General features: G+C 73.3%; 9 protein-coding genes. 6 read left to right on the plus strand and 3 right to left on the minus strand.

What is annotated here, in order from left to right; translation table 11 throughout:
- Window positions 1-484 precede the first annotated feature (484 nt).
- Window positions 485-3196: a beta-glucosidase family protein gene (locus B4N89_RS33490; RefSeq protein WP_235619064.1), complete on the minus strand. Its 2712-nt coding sequence runs from the start codon at window positions 3194-3196 to the stop codon at window positions 485-487.
- A 61-nt stretch (window positions 3197-3257) separates the two neighbouring features.
- Between B4N89_RS33490 and B4N89_RS33495 the strand changes: the two genes are divergently transcribed.
- Window positions 3258-3899, plus strand: coding sequence for a TetR/AcrR family transcriptional regulator (locus B4N89_RS33495; RefSeq protein WP_078980217.1), 642 nt, complete (start codon window positions 3258-3260; stop codon window positions 3897-3899).
- 8 nt (window positions 3900-3907) lie between these two features.
- Here the strand turns inward: B4N89_RS33495 and B4N89_RS33500 are convergent, their stop codons facing one another.
- Entirely contained in the window at window positions 3908-6205 is a 2298-nt protein-coding gene (locus B4N89_RS33500; RefSeq protein ID WP_078980218.1) for a family 78 glycoside hydrolase catalytic domain, read from the minus strand.
- Window positions 6206-6353: 148 nt separating this feature from the next.
- A complete protein-coding gene (locus B4N89_RS33505) occupies window positions 6354-7256 on the minus strand; it encodes an alpha/beta fold hydrolase (protein ID WP_161500910.1) in 903 nt (300 codons plus the stop codon).
- Between the two features lie 311 nt (window positions 7257-7567).
- Between B4N89_RS33505 and B4N89_RS33510 the strand changes: the two genes are divergently transcribed.
- The 5 genes from B4N89_RS33510 (at window position 7568) to B4N89_RS33530 (ending at window position 17337) form a co-directional block, all read left to right on the plus strand.
- A complete protein-coding gene (locus B4N89_RS33510) occupies window positions 7568-8851 on the plus strand; it encodes an ABC transporter substrate-binding protein (protein WP_078980220.1) in 1284 nt (427 codons plus the stop codon).
- A 4-nt stretch (window positions 8852-8855) separates the two neighbouring features.
- Complete coding sequence (locus tag B4N89_RS33515) at window positions 8856-11213, plus strand: ATP-binding protein (protein WP_235619065.1); 2358 nt, start codon at window positions 8856-8858, stop codon at window positions 11211-11213.
- Window positions 11206-14172 carry a branched-chain amino acid ABC transporter permease/ATP-binding protein gene (locus B4N89_RS33520; RefSeq protein WP_078980222.1) on the plus strand — a complete coding sequence of 989 codons (2967 nt, stop codon included), beginning with the start codon at window positions 11206-11208 and terminating at the stop codon, window positions 14170-14172. The genes B4N89_RS33515 and B4N89_RS33520 overlap by 8 nt, the downstream gene beginning before the upstream one ends.
- A gap of 3 nt (window positions 14173-14175) precedes the next feature.
- On the plus strand, window positions 14176-15129 hold the full coding sequence (locus B4N89_RS33525) for an alpha/beta hydrolase (protein WP_078980223.1): 954 nt from the start codon (window positions 14176-14178) through the stop codon (window positions 15127-15129).
- A 210-nt stretch (window positions 15130-15339) separates the two neighbouring features.
- Complete coding sequence (locus B4N89_RS33530; RefSeq protein ID WP_143658174.1) at window positions 15340-17337, plus strand: CocE/NonD family hydrolase; 1998 nt, start codon at window positions 15340-15342, stop codon at window positions 17335-17337.
- Window positions 17338-17497 lie beyond the last annotated feature (160 nt).

The following is a 17497-nucleotide window of genomic DNA, read 5'->3' on the forward strand; positions in this document are numbered from 1 at the left end:
GCCCGGACGGCGGCGTACACCGTCGCCGACACGGCCGCCGCGCCTGGTGCCCATGTGGGCCGGAGGTGCAACGGCCGTGCGGACGGGGCCGGATCGGGGACGGGCGGGAAGGGGAGGACCACGACGACCTTCGGGCTCGGGTTCGGGCGGCGGGACTCCACCCTTGCCGCGCGGCCGCGTGGAGGCGTCGTCCGACGGGTCGCCGTCGGTTTCCCCGGGTGGGGAACGACCGGCTACCCCGAAGGGCCCGCGCGCCCCGGCCGCCGGCCGATCCGACCCGGCCTTCGGCCGAGTGTCCTCGAACGCCGGCCGGGCCGGATTACGCGGTCCGAACGTTTCGGAGCCCGGCCGGACCTGGTCCGTTCCGTCCTTCGCCCGGTGTTCTCGAGCGTCGGGCGGGCTGGGTTTTGTGGGCCGAGTGCACTCGGTCCGGCCTGCCCCGGGTCGGCTCAGCCCGGCCCGTCCCTGCTCGGCTCGTCCGTGGTCAGGGGGCGGGTTGGGTCGGGGTGGTTGTGAGGCTGGGGGTGGGGACTGTCAGGGGTGTGGTGAGGGGGAGGTTGGTGCTGGAGGTGCCGATGTGCAGGGTGTATGTGCCCGGTTCGGTTTGGGGGCCCTTGCCCGGTTCCCAGTGTTGGAAGGCTCGGGACGGGATGTGTAGGTCGACTGTGGTCTCCGTGTCGGGGTCGGCGGTGGCGTGGGTGTAGGACGCCAGCCAGGACACCGGGCGTTCGACGGTGCTGTCGGGGCGGCTCAGGTAGGCCTGGATGAGGTGGCGGCCGGGGCGGTCGCCGGTGTTGCGGACCGTTACCCTGGCCACGAAGTCCGGGCCTGACGGGAGTGTTTCGACTCCTACGTGGGTCCAGGTGGTCCAGCCGAGGCCGTGTCCGAACGGGTAGGCCGGGGTTGCGCCTGCTCGGGCCCAGCCGCGGTGGCCGATGTGGATGCCCTCGGTGTAGTCGAGGCGGCCCGCGATCGGCGTGGTGGTCAACACCGCCGGGTCGTCCTCGTACGCGGGCCAGGTCACCGGGAGTCGGCCGCCCGGCTCGACCCGCCCGAGCAGGACGTCGGCCAGCGCCGCGCCGAACTCCTGGCCGGGGAACCAGCCGACCAGGATCGCCGCGACCTCCGACCGCCACGGCAGCAGGACGGGCGAGCCGCTGTTGAGCACCACGACCGTGTTCGGGTTGACCTCGGCCACCCGGCGGATCAACTCGTCCTGCCGGCCCGGCAGGGACAGGTGGATGCGGTCGCGGCCCTCGCTGTCGCTCTCCTCGGTGCTGCCCACCACCACGATCGCCACCTCGGCGTCGGCCGCGACCGCGACCGCGTGCGCCAGGTCCTCGTTCTCGTGCGCCGCCGGCGGGTCGACGCCCAGGACGAACCCGGTGCCCGGGCGTTCCAACGCGAACTCGTGGCGCAACCGCAGCTCGACCTCCTGGCCGGCCTTCAGGTCCAGTTCGGCCCACCGCTCGGGCGGGGTCAGGATGCCGCCGAGCGGGTCGTCGGTGACCAGGTCCTCGTCCACCACCACGACGTCGTCCGCGGCCAGCCGGAAACGGCCGACTCCCGCGACCCCGATGCGATGTGGCCCGTCCTCGCCGACCTCCAGGACGCCGGCCGCCTCGATCGCCACGGCCTGCGCCACGATCGGATCGTCCAGCCACAACAGCCGTCCGCCGCCCCGCAGTTCCTCGTGCAGCACGGTGCCGTCCGGGCCCAGGAAGCGCACCCGCAGTCCACGTGCGCCCGACCCCGGGTCGCGCACCTCGGCCTCGGTGACCGCCGGCAGGCGGTGTCGGATCCGCGCGCCGACGGCGTGCTCCACCCGCACCTCGGGCCCGAGCGCGGCCCGCAATCCCGCGAGCGGGCCGATCGTGTACGGCGGGATCACCGTCGCGCTGCCGCCGCCCTGGATCCGCGGCGTGTCCGCGTTGGGTCCGAGCACCGCCACCCGGCGCACCCGGCCCGGATCCAGCGGCAGCGCCGTACCGGTATCGCGCAGCAGTACGATGCCGGCCGCGGCGGCCTCGCGCAGCAGCGCGGCCGGCTCCGGCGCGGGGGCCGGCGCGGGCGGGGTCGGTCGTACGCCGTCGAGCGCGCCGACCCGGGAGGCGAGGAGCAGCAGGTGCCGCACCTTGTCGTCCACCGCCCGCTCCGGCACCCGACCGTCGCGGACCGCCGCCACCAGGGCGGCGCCCCAGGGCTGGTCCGGACCCGGGCCCGGCATCGCCAGGTCCAGGCCCGCCCGCCCGGCGCCCTCGGTCGAGCGGGTCGCGAACCAGTCCGAGACGACCAGCCCGTCGAAGCCCCACTCGGTGCGCAACGGCGTGTCCAGCAGCGGGCTTTCCGTCATCGTCACGCCGTCGACCGAGTTGTACGCGGCCATCAGCGCCCAGACGCCGCCCGCGCGCACGATCTCCTCGAACGCGGCCAGGTGCACCTCGTGCAGCGCCCGCTCGGACATGCGCACGTCGACCGAGTAGCGCTCCGTCTCCGAGTCGTTGGCGGTGTAGTGCTTGACCGTGGCCGCCACGCCGCCCGACTGCACGCCGCGCACCAGTGCCGCGCCGATCCGTCCGGACAGCAGCGGGTCCTCCGAGTAGCACTCGAAGTGCCGCCCGGCGTACGGGCTGCGCTGGAGGTTGACGGTGGGGCCGAGCACGACGTCCACCCCCTTGCGGCGCGCCTCGCCGGCGAGCAGCGTGCCGACCCGCTCGACCAGGTCCTCGTCCCAGGAGGCGGCGAGCGCGGTCGGGCAGGGCAGGGAGGCGGACGGCTCACGCTCGTCGAAACGTTCGCCGCGCACGCCCGCCGGGCCGTCGCACAGCACCATCTCGCGCAGTCCGATCGCCGGTTCGGCGGCGGTGCGCCAGAATCCCGAGCCGGTGAGCAGTCGGACCTTGCGTTCCAGATCCAGTTCCGCGAGCGCGGCCTCGATCCGCGCGTGCGGGTCGGAGACCTGCGCATTCGGATCGAAAGCCGGCGCATCGGAGACCGGCGCATCCGGGTCCGAGCCCGGCGCCGGCGGGTCCGACTCCCGGGCCCGGGCTTCCGGCGCGCGGGGATCCGGTTCACGCCGATCCGGCACGCGCGGCGGGGGTGGGACGTCGATTTCGGGTGACGCGGCGGCGCCGTACGCCGTCGCGACCGGGGGCAAGGGGTGGGTGCGGTCATCATGACCGTTGGCCTGCGACACGAGGGGCACACTACATTCAATACATTCCAGCTGGAATGCTTTCACGAGGGGAGCCGGACCGATGTCGGATCGCACGGGGGCGCGGGGCCCGTACGCGCGAGGAGTCGCACGACGGCAGGAGATCGTGCACGCGGCCCTGGAGGTCTTCGCCACGCGCGGGTACGACGCGGTGTCGCTGCGCGAGATCGCCGCCCAGGTGGGCCTGTCCCATACCGGGCTGCGTCACCACTTCGCGTCGAAGGAGGACCTGCTCACGGCCGTGCTGCGGTACAAGGACGAATTGACGCTCACCCCGGACGAGCAGGTCGACGTCTCCGGGATCGCCTGGGTGCGGGCGAGCCGGGACGTGGTCGCGCTCAACGCCCGGCAACCGCTGCTGATCCGGCTGTTCGCCACGTTGTCGGTACAGGCCACCGATCCCGCGCATCCGGCGCACACGTACTTCGTCGAGCGCTACCGGATCGCGCGCGAGATCGCCACGCGGCACCTGGCCCAGGCCCGGGACGACGGCGACATCGCCGCCGACGTGGACGCCGAGCACTGCGCCGAGTTGATGCTGGCCGCGATGGACGGCCTCCAGGTGCAGTGGCTGCTCGAACCCGATCGGGTGGACATGGTCGCCGCATACGGGCAGTTCCTGGACCGTTTCCTGGCGGTGCTGGCCGTTCCGCTGCCCGAGGACGGCGGAACGGCGCAGCGGTAGCCGGGCGGTCAGCCGCCCGAACGCGCGATCGTGTGTCGGCCCGCCGGATGGGGCCGGCCCGCGTGCACGAAGGGCAGCGGGCTGTCCACGGTCAACTCCGTCGGCGTCACGACCACGCCGATCGGGCCGGCCGGGGTCGGTACCGCGCCCTCGGCCCGGGTCAGCGAACCGAGCGCGGGTTCGATCCGGGCCACCGCGAACCCGGGCTCGGCCGGCTCGACCCCGAGCACCCGGGTCATCAGGTCGCGGGTCGGCGTCGAGGACCAGCCGTGGCTGACCGTGCCGCCGTACCAGGTCTCGCTCCACGAGGTTTCGCTGCGGTCGAGCAGGACGAGCCAGTCCAGGCACAGGTCCGCGATCAGGTCGGCCCGGCCGGCCAGGGCCAGCGCGTCGTGCACGACGTAGCGGAAGAACGGCTGGGCCCGGACCACCCGGCGGTCGGTGTCCCACCACGGTTCCGGCGGCCCGGCCCGCAGGTGCGCGCCGCCGACCTCGGTGTCCGAGCCGGGCTCGGCGGGGCCCTTCGGGGCGCTGAACGCGGCGTGTACGAGGGCGCTTTCGTCGGTGAGCACGTGCACCAGACGATCGATCCGCGCCGCCGGGACCAGGCCGCCGACCAGCGCCGCGGCCTGCCCGTGCTGGGACGCCATCGGGCGCCGCTCGCCGTTGGCGATCGAGTCGGCGTAGCGCTCGCGTTCGGGATCCCACAACCGCTCGAACCCGGCCGCCAACCGGGCATGCGCGGCGCGCGCCCACTCGGCTCGGGAACGATCGCCGAGCCAGGACGCCAGTTCGGCGAATTCGAGCAGCGCGCGACCCCACAACCCGCACAGCGCGGCCGAGACGCCCTCGGTGTGCACGGCCGACCAGTCGATGATCACCCAGCCGAACACGTCGGTGGGCAGGCCGGATTCGTCCAGGAACGGGACGAACCAGCGCAGCACCCGCTCGACCACGGGCAGCAGTTCGGCGATCTCCTCGCGGTCGCCGACATAGCGGTACAGGTTCCACACCGAGTGCACCCAGTGCAGCGCCCAGTCCGGGATGACGGTGAAGTCGGCCCACTCGGCGTCGCCCGCCACCGCCATCGGCAACATGCCGTCCGGGCGCGGCGACGCGGCCAGCCGGGGATGCCAACGGGCCAGCCGCCAGTCGGCGTTGGTGGTCAGGTCGACCATCTGGTGCACCACCGCGTCGCCGGTCCAGGCGCGCTGTTCGCGGGTGGGGCAGTCGAGGTAGGCGTCGGCCGAGCACAGCGTCACCGTGCGCCGGCCGATCCGCCAGATCCGCTCCAGGCGCGGGTCCGAGCAGGTGAACCACGCGTCGCCGGTGACCGGATAGGTGCGTTCGCGGACGGCCACGCCGTGGACGACGACACCGTCGGGGGCCTGGACGAGCGCGCCGCGCAGCCCGTAGGAGTCGACGGATTCGAGGGCGCGGCGGGTGCCGTCGGTGGTCGTGGCCAGGCTCGCGTCGTGTTCGCCGGGTGCGGGCCGCCCGGTCGGGTCGGTGAATTCGGCGGTGTGGACCAGGACTTCGGCGCCCGCCGGGCCGGTCGCGTCGACCACGAGGGTGCCGGAGAGCACCCGGTCGGCGGTGTACGCGCCGTCCTCGCCCGGGGTCAGCGCGATCAGGCGCGGTCGCGGCCAGGCGATCGGCCGGCCGCCGAACGGGCCGCCGGGGTAGCTGGGCGGCTCGGGCCGGCCGGGCTCGCCGGTGGTCATCGCCCGCCGCACCACCGCCGCCGGCCAGCCGGGGTCGCGGTCGGGACGCTGCCAGTCGGCGGGCAGCGCACGGGCGTCGAGCAGTTCGCGCCCGCGCCCGGAGACGCTGCCGCCGCCGGGGGTCGCGGTCCAGCCGGCCAGGACCCGGCCCTGCCAGCGCTCGTCGGTGTGGAACCAGGTGTCCGGGCCGAGCCGGGCCTCCAGCACGAAGGCGCCGTGCACGAGATCGTTGGCGAACGGAGACGGCGGCAGCCACCACGCCGTGGGGCCGTCGTGTACCCAGGCGAGGGCCGTGACGACGTTGGTGCCCGGGCGCAGGGCCGGGGCCAGGTCGAGGTCGTCGTACGGCCGCATGCGCGGGTTCGCGCGCACCGGTCCGCGGGCCACCTCGACGCCGTTGACGGCCAGCGCGTAGCCGGAAAGGGCGACCAGGCGCGTGGGCACCCGCTCGGGGACCCGGTCCAACTCCAGGACGGCCCGCAGCGCGACGGTGTGCCGCCCGGAGGGCGGGCCGTCCGGCGACGCGGCCCAGATCCATCGGGCCCGCCAGCGTCCGGGCGGAAAGTCGTTGTCGGCGATCACGCGATCGTTCCTTCGTGTCGGGGAAGTGGGTGCGGCCGGGTCGGGGAGGCGAGCGGCGCACCCGTACGCCCTGGGCCCTCGTACGCCCGGGGCGGGTACCTGGGGCCGGTCCGGCGGCGCGGAGCCCTCCGGGGCCGCCGGAGGGGCCCTAACGGGCCAGATGCTCGCGCACCGCCGCCAGCCAGCGCTCCGGCTGCTCGGTCTGCGGGCTGTGTTTGGCGCCGGCGATCACTCGCAGGCGCGCGCCGGGGATGCCCGCCGCGAACTGCTCCGCCGCGCCGCGCAGTCGCCGGTCGTGTTCGCCGACCACGACGGTGACCGGGCAGGAGACCTCGGCCAGCCGGCCGACCAGCGACGGGTACGCGCCGAGCGCCCGCGCGCAGCCGACGAACGCGGCGCGGTCCATCCCGGCCAGCGCTCGCGACTGCCGCTCGCGGCGGGCCAGGTCCTCGGGCGAGGCGTCGGCGGGCGCGCGGGTGAACGGTTTGAGCAGGGTGAGCAGCGGTCCGAGGCCCCATCGGCCGACCACGGCGTTCAGACCCCGGCTCAGCACCCGCTGGACCGCGGACGAGGTGGGTTCGGCGGCGGTGTCCATCAGCACCAGGGAGCGCACCCGATCCGGGTGGGCCAGCGTGTACCGCAGCGCGAGCACACCGCCCATCGAGTGGCCGAGCAGGTCGAACGGCTCGGGCAGCATGCGCTCGGTGAAGGACTCCAGGTCGGCCGAGAGGTGGTCGAAGGTGTAGGCCGACCGCTCGCCGAATTTGGCGCTGTCGCCGTGCCCGCGGTGGTCGTACGCGAGCACCCGGCGATCATGGGCGAGCAGCGGCGCCACGCCGTCCCAGTCGGCCGCGCTGCCCGCGAATCCGTGCAGCAACAGCAGCGGTGCCGCACCCGATCCGGGGTCGGCCGAGGGCAGGTCGCGGTATCGCAAATCCGCCGCCGACCAGGGCGAACGGGGTGGGTCGAGGTGATGCGCTCGGGCCTCGCCGCGGGTACCGCCGGCGAGGAGTCGGGATGATGCCGTCCACGAAAGCCTTCCATCTGGCATGTATTCGATGTTAGCGTCCCGCCGTCGTGATGTGACACACAAATCCCCCGGATTCCCGACGGCCCGGACCCCGCGCCCACCGTCTCGACTCCCGATCCGCCGTCGGACGTCGGTGCTCCCCGGCATCGCCCCACCTCCGCCCCCACCCGCGAACCCGCGATCCGAACCCGGGATCCGAACCCCGGCCCGAACCCGCGATCCGAACCCGGGATCGAACCACCACTGATCCATTGCTTCCTTTGAAGGACAGGTGAGCCGTTGTGTTGCTCCGAGGAGACGGACCCGCTCCCGCGCGACGTATCGCTGTAGGCGTGCTGCTCGCCGCCTTCGGCCTGACCGCCGCGGCCGGCTGCTCGGTCGAGAAGAAGTCGGACGCCGAGAAGCCCTCGGGCCCGGCCGCCGCCCCGAGCGGCCCGGCCCGAGGCGTCACCGACACCACCGTCAAGCTCGGCGTCGCCGCCACCGACCCCGCCCAGCTCAAGGCCTTCGGCGTGCCCACCGAGGGCCCGGCGAGCAAGGACCTGTACACCGCCTGGGTCGCCGCGCAGAACAAGCGCGGCGGCGTCCAGGGCCGCACGATCGAACTCGCCTTCCGCCCGTTCCTGCCCACCGGCCCGGCCGAGGCGCAGGCCGCGTGCGTGGAACTGAGCGAGGACAAGAAGGTGTTCCTGGCCATCGGCATCCTCACCGGGGACACCCCGCTGTGCTTCACCGAGACACACGGCACCCCCTACCTGGGCCAATGGGGCCAGTCCGCCGAGCGCGACCGCCGCTCGAAGGCCCCGTTCGTCGCCCTGGAGATGGCCGACGACCGGCAACGCGCCGCCGCCGTCAAGGCGTTGCTCGACCAGAAGTCGTTGCAGGGCAAGAAGGTCGCGCTCTACTGGGAGGCCCAGGACGCGGCCGTCACCAAGAACACCGTGAAGCCTTTGCTCGACGCGGCCGGCGTCGACGTGGTCGTGCAGACCCCGCTCGACGACTACGGCAAGGACCAGGCCGCCGGCGACCAGGCGTTGGACACGCTGGTGCAGAAGATGCGCTCGGCGGGCGCCGACACCATCCTCAACACGTCCAACTTCTCCAACCTGATGATCGCGCTGCAACGCGCGAACTGGCTGCCCGAGCAGGTGTACGCCACCTCGGCCCAGGCGTTGAGCCCGGCCGTGGTCAAGACCACCGGGATCAAGCCCGCCACCATGGAGCGGGTGACGGTGGCCGCGCCGTACATCCCGACCAAGGCCGAACTGCTGGCCGATCCCGGACTGACCGCGTGTGTCGAGGAGTACAACGCGGGCGGCAGCGGCGAGAAGTTCGACGCGGGCGCGGCGAGCCGCGAGGCGCTGAGCGCGGTGGCCAACTCGTGTGCCGCGTTCCGGCTGTTCGTCCAGGCGTCCGACGCCGCCGGCCGCGACCTGAACGCCGCGTCCTGGCAGCGCGGCGCCGAATCGTTGACCAAGCTCACCCTGCCGGGCATGCCGCTCGCCTCGCTCGGTGCCGGCAAGCACAGCGCGGGCGACGCGGTCGGCGTGTTCCGCTGGGACGCGGCGCAGAGCCAGATGCTCCCGGCCGGACCGCCGATCTCCGCCGTCAAGTGAGCCCGTGACGGCGCGCGAAATCCCCAGAAAGGCCGAGCACATGGACGGCGGCACCGCCGCACCCCAGCGGGACGGCACCGGAGGCGAGCACGGCGATCTGGCCGACCTCGCCGGTGCGGTCCTGGACGAATCCCCTCCGACGGCCGCGCGACGGGCGTCGGGCCGGTCCCGGCGGTCCGCCGGCGGCGCCGACACCGCCCTCCCCGGTGTCGGCGCCGCCGGTGCCGACCCGGCCGGCAAACCCCCCGCCGAGGGCCCGACCCTGCGGCAGGGGCTGCGGCGCGGCGGCACCTCGGTGTTCACCGTGCTGCTGATCCTGACCGCGCTCGACGAACTCGAAGGCGCCGCGCTGGCGGTGCTCGCCCCCGACATCCGGGACAGCCTGGGCGTCGGCAACGGCACGATCGTCTTCCTCGGCGTCGCGGCGGGGGCGTTCACCGTGCTCGGCGCGGTGCCGATGGGCTGGATCGCGGACCGCTTCCGGCGCGGCCCGGTGATCGGCGCGTCGACGGCGTTCTTCGCGATGATGGTGTTCCTGTCGGGCTTCGCGATGAACGCGTTCATGTTCTTCTGGACCCGCTTCGGCGCGGGGGTGGCCAAGTCCAACAGCGGTCCCGTGCAGGGGTCGTTGCTCGCGGACACCTACCCGATCGGGATCCGCGGCCGGCTCGGCGCCTCGATCGGGGTGAGCGGCCGGCTCTGCGCGGTGCTCAGCCCCCTGGTGGTCGGCGGGATCGCGGCGGCCGTCGGCGGGCCCGACGGCTGGCGGTGGGCCTACTACCTGCTCGGCCTGCCGGTGGTGGTCTTCGCCGCGTTCGCCTTCTTCCTGCCCGAACCCCCTCGCGGGCAGTGGGAGAAGACCGAGGTGCTCGGCGAGGTGATCGAGGACGAGAACCCGCCGCCGATCTCGATCGAGGCGGCGTTCGCTCGACTCGGCCGGATCCGCACCCTCAAGACGGTCATCCTCGCCTTCGCCGCCATGGGCTTCGGCCTGTTCACCACGCCCGTGCTCGGCAATCTGTTCCTGGAACAGGAGTACGGCCTGGACGCGTTCGAGCGCGGCATGGTCGGCACCGCGGGCGGCGTCGCCGGGTTGCTCGTGCTGCCGTTCGTCGGCCGCTACTACGACCGGCGGTTCCAGGAGGACCCGGCCCGCGCGCTGCGGTTGATCGGGCTGTTGATCGTGCCCTCGGCGCTGTTCGCGCCGCTCCAGTTCTTCGCTCCGAACCCGGTGCTGTTCGCCGTCTTCGGGGTGCCGCAAGTGGTGCTGCTGTCCTGCGCGTTCGCGCTGATGGGCCCGCTGATGCAGACGATCGTGCCGTATCGGCTGCGCGGTCTGGGCACCGCGATGGCGTCGATCTACGTGTTCTTCATCGGCGCCACCGGCGGCGGTCTGGTCTCCGCGCCGCTGATCGACGGCTTCGGACCGCGCACCGCGGTGCTGATCACCCTGGTCCCGGCCACCATCATCGGCGGCCTGCTGATCATGCGCGGCGCCGAGCACGTGCACGGCGACCTCGCGCTGATCGTCGCCGAACTGCACGAGGAACAGGCCGAACACGCGCGCCGACAGGCCGAGCCGGACCGGCTGCCGGTGCTCCAGGTCAACCACGTGGACTTCTCCTACGGCCAGGTGCAGGTCCTGTACGACGTCGGCTTCGAGGTGCGTCGCGGCGAGGTGCTGGCGCTGCTGGGCACCAACGGCGCGGGCAAGTCGACCATCCTGCGGCTGATCGCGGGCCTGGCCACCCCCGAACGCGGGGTGATCCGGCTGAACGGACGCACCGTCACCTTCGTCGCCCCCGAACAGCGGGTGCGGATGGGCATCGTGTCGCTGGCGGGCGGCGCGGGGGTGTTCCCGGGGATGAGCGTGCGGGAGAACCTGGAGATGGGCGCGTACATCCACCGCGCCGACCCCGACCTGGTGCGCGAGCGCATCGAGCGCTCGCTCGCGCTGTTCCCGCGGCTGGTCGAGCGGGCCGACGAGCCCGCCTCGGCACTGTCGGGCGGCCAGCAGCAGATGCTCGCGTTGGCGATGGCGCTGCTGCACGACCCCGAGGTGTTGCTGATCGACGAACTCTCGCTCGGGCTCGCCCCGGCGATGGTGGGCGAACTCCTCGAGGTGATCGAACGGCTCCGGGCCGAGGGACTGGCGATGATCGTGGTCGAGCAGTCCCTGAACGTGGCGATGTCGATCGCCGACCGGGCGCTGTTCCTGGAGAAGGGCCGCATCCGGTTCGAGGGCGCGGCGGCCGACCTGGCCGAACGCGACTTCGTCCGGGCGGTGTTCCTGGGCGGCGACGCGGGAGCGGACACCTCGGACGAGCGCAGCGCACCCGGAGAGAGCGTCGACCATGGCTGACCTGATGACCCGCCAGATCGCCTTCGACGGTCTGGTCAACGGCCTGGCGATCGGCCTGATCGCGCTCGGCGTGGTACTCGTGTACCGGTCCAGCCGGGTGATCAACTTCGCGGTCGGCAACCTCGGCGTGATCGGCGCCGCGCTGCTGCCGCTGGCCGTGATCAACTACGGCGTGCCGTTGTGGGCCGCGCTGCTCGGCGCGCTCCTGGTCGGCACGCTCGCCGGCACCGTCGTCGAACTCGCGGTGATCCGACGCCTGTTCCACTCCGCCCGGGTCACCGTGCTGATCGCCACCATCGGCGTGGCCCAGGCGTGCGTGGCCGCGGTGCGCTCGCTGCCCGATGTGGACGGCGCGGTCCGGGCAAGCTACCCGGTGGCCATCGACGCCCAGTGGCAGATCGCCGGCGTGCGGGTCACCGGCGCCCAGGTGTGCGTCCTGGTCGTGGTGCCCGTCGTGGCCGGCGCGCTGACCTGGTTCCTCGGCCGCACCACCCGGGGCCGGGCGGTCACCGCCTGCGCGGAGAACCCCGACCTGGCCCGCACCGTCGGGATCAGCCCCAAGATCGTGTCCACCGTGGTGTGGACCATCGCCGGCCTGCTGTCCACGCTCGCGATGATCCTGATCGCCGGCCAGTCGGGCCGGGTCTCGGCCACCGCCGACCTGGGTCCCAACACCATGGTGCGGGCGATGGCCGCCGCGGTGATCGCCGGACTCACCTCGTTCCGCTGGTCGATGCTCGCGGGCGTGCTGATCGGCGTGCTCCAGGCGGCCGTTCGGTTCAACTTCGTCGAACAGACCGGCCTGGTCGACTTCCTGCTGCTGTGCGCCGTGGTCACCGCGGTGTGGGTGCGCGCTCGGCGCGACGCGCGCACCGACCAGCGAGCCGGAAGCCGGGCATTCGCCACCGGACCGCGACCGGCCCCGATCCCCGAGCGACTGCGCGGGGTGTGGTGGATCCGGCACATGAGCAAGCTCGCGCTGATCGTGCCGCTGCTGATCGCCGTACTGCTGCCGCTGGTGGTCACCCAGGCCTCCCGGCACCTGCTCTACGGCACGATCCTCGCGTTCGCGATCTGCGCCTGCTCGCTCACCGTGCTCACCGGCTGGGCCGGGCAACTCTCGCTCGGCCAGATGGCGTTCGCCGGACTGGGCGCGCTCACCGCCGCCGCGCTGACGCGTGGTTTGTCGATCGACATCGGCGGCGACCGCACCATCGCCTTCCAGGCCCTGCCGTTCGCGCCCTCCGTGCTGCTGGCCGCGCTGGTCACCGCCGCGCTGGCCGCGATCGTCGGCGCCGGGGCGCTGCGGGTGGACGGCATGCTGCTCGCGGTCAGCACCTTCGCGCTCGGCGTCGCCGCCGCGGCCTACCTGTACCGGCGGCCGTTCCTCACCGACGGCAACGCCTCCTCCGTGCCGATGCCCAGGGGCGACCTGTTCGGTCTGGACCTGGCCGACGAACGCACCTACTACTACGTGCTGTTGGTCGTACTGATCGTGGTCCTGGCACTGCTGGCCCGACTGCGCGCACACGGCATCGGGCGGCGCACCATCGCGGTCCGGGACAACCCGGAAGCCGCCGCGGCCTGCACCGTGCCCCCACTGCGCACCAAGGTCACCGCATTCGCCCTGTCCGGCGCGATCGCCGGCCTCGGCGGGGCGCTGCTCGCGGGCAGCGTGCAGAGTGTGCCGCTGACCGAACGGTTCTTCCAGGTATCGGACTCGTTGACCCTGGTGGCGATCGTGGTGATCGGCGGACTCGGCTCCACGATCGGTCCGGTGATCGGCTCGGTGTGGGTGGTCGGCTTGCCGGCCTTCTTCCCCGGCAATGCGCTGGTGCCGCTGTTCGCCTCCAGCATCGGGCTGCTCGTCCTGCTCCTGTACTTCCCCGGCGGTCTCGCCCAGATCGCCAACGCGGCCCGCGCCGCGCTGCTCGACTGGGCGGAGCGGCGGCTGCCCGAGCCGAGCGCGGCGTCGGCGCCGGCGTCGACGCGTGCGCCGAAACCGGAACGCCCCATGCGTGTTCGGGAGCGGGCCGCCGCCGAGGCCTCCGCCGCGGTCGACGGAACCGACGCGCCCGTGCTGGTCACCCGCGAGGTGTCCGTGCGCTACGGCGGCAACACCGCCGTCGACAAGGTCTCCATCGAGCTGCGCCCCGGCGAGATCCTGGGCCTGATCGGGACCAACGGCGCGGGCAAGTCCACCCTGCTCAACGCGATCGGCGGCTTCGCGCCGGCCACCGGCTCGGTCGAACTGCTCGGCCGCGACGTCTCGCGCCTGGCTCCGGCCCGGCGGGCCGCGCTCGGCCTGGGCCGCACCTTCCAGGCGGCCCGGCTGTTCCCCGAACTCACGGTGCGCGAAACGGTGTTGGTCGCGCTGGAGGCGCGCGGTCGATCCGGGCTCGCGGGTACCGCGCTGTTCCTGCCCGCCGCCACGCGCGCCGAACGCCGGCGGCGGGCCGAGGCCGCCGACCTGATCGACCTGGTCGGTCTGGGCCGCTACGCCGACACCCCGGTGGCCCGACTGTCCACCGGAACCCGGCGCATCGTCGAGTTGGCCAACCTGATCGCGCTCGACGCGCGGGTGTTGTGCCTGGACGAGCCGACCGCCGGCGTCGCCCAGCGCGAGACCGAGGCGCTGGGTCCCCTGCTGCTGCGGCTGCGCCGGGAACTGGACGCCGCGATGATCGTGATCGAGCACGACATGCCGTTCATGATGTCGATCAGCGACCGGCTGTACTGCCTGGGCGCGGGCCGGGTGATCAGCGAGGGCACGCCGGAGGAGGTGCGCTCCGACCCGGCGGTGATCGCCGGCTACCTGGGCACCGACACCCGCGCAATCGACCGCTCCGGCGCCCTCGGAGCCGGCGCCCCCGGCGCGCCGCAGCCCGCCCCCGTTTCCGTTTCCGCCCCCGTTTCCGTCTCGCCGCACCTCGCGGCCGATCCCGCGCCGGAGAACTGACCCATGCCCCTGGACCCGCCGATCCAACGCATCATCGACCTGCTCGCCGACCACCGTTCCGCCGACCCGCCGCCTGGCACGTTGGCCGAGCGGCGCCGACTCGCCAACGCCACGATGCGGCTCGCCTTCACCGGTCGCCCCGACGACGTCACCGCGACCGACCACCGGATACCGGTCGCGGGCGGCGAAATCACCGTGCGCATCCTGCGTCCGGCCGGACTGCCCGCCGCCGCACCGGCGTTCTACTTCATCCACGGCGGCGGCTGGTTCCAGGGCGACCTGGACACCGCCGAGGTGGAGTTGGGGCCGATCACCGCGCAGGTGGCCTGCGCGGTGGCGCTGGTGGACTACCGGCTCGCGCCCGAACACCCCTATCCGACACCGCTGGAGGACTGCGTCGCGGGCTATGCGTGGCTGCACGCCCACCACGCCGAGCTGGGCCTGGACCCGAGCCGGATCGCGGTCGGCGGGTGCAGCGCGGGCGGCAACCTCGCCGCGCTGCTGTGCCTGGTCGCCCGCGATCGGCAACTGCCGATGCCGGTCGCGCAGTTGCTGGACGTACCCGGCGTGGACCTGACCCGGATGGAACCCTCGGCCGGCCCCGAGGCGATCGCGGACCTCGGCGGCCTGACCCCCGAGGCCTGCAACGAGTTCTTCGACCTGTACCTGCCCGAGGGCGTCGACCCGCGCGACCCGCGCGTGTCCCCGCTGTTCGAGCCGGACCTGAGCGGTCTGCCCCCCGCGGTGATCACCATCGCCGAGCACGACCCGCTGCGCGACCAGGGCGAGCGCTACCTGACCCGGCTGCACCAGGCGGGTGTGCCCGCCGCGGCCTTCCGCGTCCTGGCCCACCTGCACGGCGGCTGGGTCATCCCCGGCACCGTCACCCACGCCCTCGTGGGCGATCTGCGCGCGGCGTCGGTGCGCCGCGCCCTCGACGGCACGCTCGCCCCCTGACCCCGGGGCGCGGCTTCGGTCATCCGCCGGACGACCGAAGCCGCGCCCCGGTCGGATCCACCCCGTTTCACCCGCGTTCCATCCCCATCTCCATCCCCATCTCCATCCGCATCCCCTCCGATCCACCGTCCCCGACGAAACACGCGCCATCGTCGTCCGATTCATCCGTTTTTGTTCTTTTTCACCCTCGCGTGACCTTTGGAGGTCAGGGTGTCCGTCCACATCCGCAGACAGCGGGCCACTCGGCACACCGCGGCCAGACGCCGCCTCGCCGTGTCGCTCGGCTCGGTCCTCGCCCTCGTCGCCGCGCTGTTCGGCGCGGTCCCGGCCGGCTCGACGCCCGCCGCCGCGACGCCGCTCGTGCAGGGCAGCGTCGCGCAGTACGGCGTCGCCACACAGCTCAACGTCCCCGTCACCATGGCCGACGGAACCGTGCTGCGGGCCGACGTCCGCACGCCCGCCGCCGCGGGCACCACCACCCCCGCCGCCGGATCGTTCCCGGTGCTGCTGATCCAGACCCCCTACGGCCGGGGCGGCGTCGAGGCCGAACTGTCCTGGTTCACCCAGCGCGGCTACATCACCGTCAGCGCCGACGTGCGCGGCACCGGCACCTCGGCCGGCTCCTGGTCGCCCTGGGCGCCGATCGAGGGCCAGGACGGCGCCGCACTGGCGAACTGGGCCGCCGCGCTGCCGCACGCCGACGGCAAGGTCGGCCTCTACGGCGGCTCGTACGCCGGCATCAACCAGATCATGACCGCCGCCGCCGTCGGCCCGAACTCGCCGATCAAGGCGATCTTCCCGCTCGTGGCCGGCAACGACCTGTACCGCGAACTGGTCACCATGGGCGGCATCCCCGACTCCCAGTTCATGTCCTTCTGGCTCACCTACACCGGCATCTCGCACATGACCGCGCCGCTGGCCGAGGCACTGCGCGAGGGCTCGACCCAGAACATCCTGGACACCCTCACCCTGGAGATCCAACACCTCGGCGGCGTCGCCCAATCCAACCTGCCCATCCTCACCGGCCTGCTCGGCGGCGGCGCGCAGGCCTACGACGGCACCTTCTGGCAGCAGCGGCGCCCCGCCGACATGCTGGCGAGCGTGGTCGCCAACGGCGTGCCCGCGTTCCTGGTCGGCGGCTGGTACGACCTGTTCCAGCGCGGCGCGTTGATGAACTACGCCGGACTGCAGAACGCGTGGGCCGGCCGCCCGGTCGGCGCGCCGATGACCGCCGACCAGCCGGTCACCGACCGCTACCAGCTCCTGATGGGCCCCTGGTACCACGACCCGCGCCAGGACCCGACGCTCGACCTGCCCGCGCTGCACCTGCGCTGGTACGACAAGTGGCTCAAGGGCATCGACACCGGCATCACCGGCGCCGCGAACCCCAACCCGCTGCACGTCAAGGAACTGGGCACCAACCGCTGGCTTGACACCCGCGCCTACCCGTTCACCGGCGCCGACCCCACCCGCCTGTACCTGGACAAGGGCCGCACCGGCAGCGCCCCGGCCTCGGCCAACGACGGCGGGCTGAGCACGACCGCGCCCACCGCCAACGGCAGCGAGTGGATCAGCTGGACCGCCAACAACAGCCCGTGCACCCGCTCGACGGCGCAGTGGCTCGGCGGCTTCATCAAGGACCCGGCCTGCACCGACAGCAACACGGCACGGGAAACCGGGACCGGCTCGCTCGTCTACACCACGGCTCCGATGACCGAGACCAAGGTGCTGGCGGGCCCGATCGGCGCCACCCTGTACGCCCAGTCCAACACCCCCGAGACACACTGGGTGGTGACCGTCACCGACGTCGCCCCCGACGGCTCCTCGGTGCCGCTCAGCTCGGGCGCCCTGGCCGGCTCGCACCGCGCGATCGACCCGGCCAAGAGCTGGTACGCCCCGGACGGCAGCATGCTGATGCCGTACCACCCGTCGACCCAGGCGACCACCTCGTCCGTGCCGACGAACCAGGTCGTGCGCTACGACGTGGAGGTCTTCCCGACCTTCGCCTCGATTGCCCCCGGCCACCGGATCCGGGTGAACATCACCACCGCGGACACCCCGCACCTGTCCGCCACGCTGACCCAGACGCCGGGCTTGCTGGCCGGCATCTGGCAGCTCAAGTCCGGCCCCGCCAACCCGTCGTCGGTCACCATCCCGCTGGCGCCGGCCTCGGCGTTCGGCACGGCGTGCACGAGCGTGTGCCCGTAGCGGTGCCCGCTCGATGACGGCATGACCCACACGCGCCCGGCCGGGGCAGGCTCCCCGACCGGGCGCGTGTCCGTGTGCCCACCGCGCGACCGCGCCGCGCCGACCGGCGCCGTCCGCGACCTCCGGTCGGCGGGTGGGTTCGTGGCTCTGGGATCCTGGG

Origin of the sequence: Embleya scabrispora, assembly GCF_002024165.1 — a bacterium.
GTDB lineage: Bacteria > Actinomycetota > Actinomycetes > Streptomycetales > Streptomycetaceae > Embleya > Embleya scabrispora_A.

Excerpts from the sequence above, each read along its gene's own strand:
- B4N89_RS33520 (WP_078980222.1), top strand. The coding sequence starts at position 11,206 with ATGGCTGACCTGATGACCCGCCAGATCGCCTTCGACGGTCTGGTCAAC.
- B4N89_RS33495 (WP_078980217.1), top strand. The coding sequence starts at position 3,258 with ATGTCGGATCGCACGGGGGCGCGGGGCCCGTACGCGCGAGGAGTCGCA.
- B4N89_RS33505 (WP_161500910.1), bottom strand. The coding sequence starts at position 7,256 with ATGCCAGATGGAAGGCTTTCGTGGACGGCATCATCCCGACTCCTCGCC.
- B4N89_RS33525 (WP_078980223.1), top strand. The coding sequence starts at position 14,176 with ATGCCCCTGGACCCGCCGATCCAACGCATCATCGACCTGCTCGCCGAC.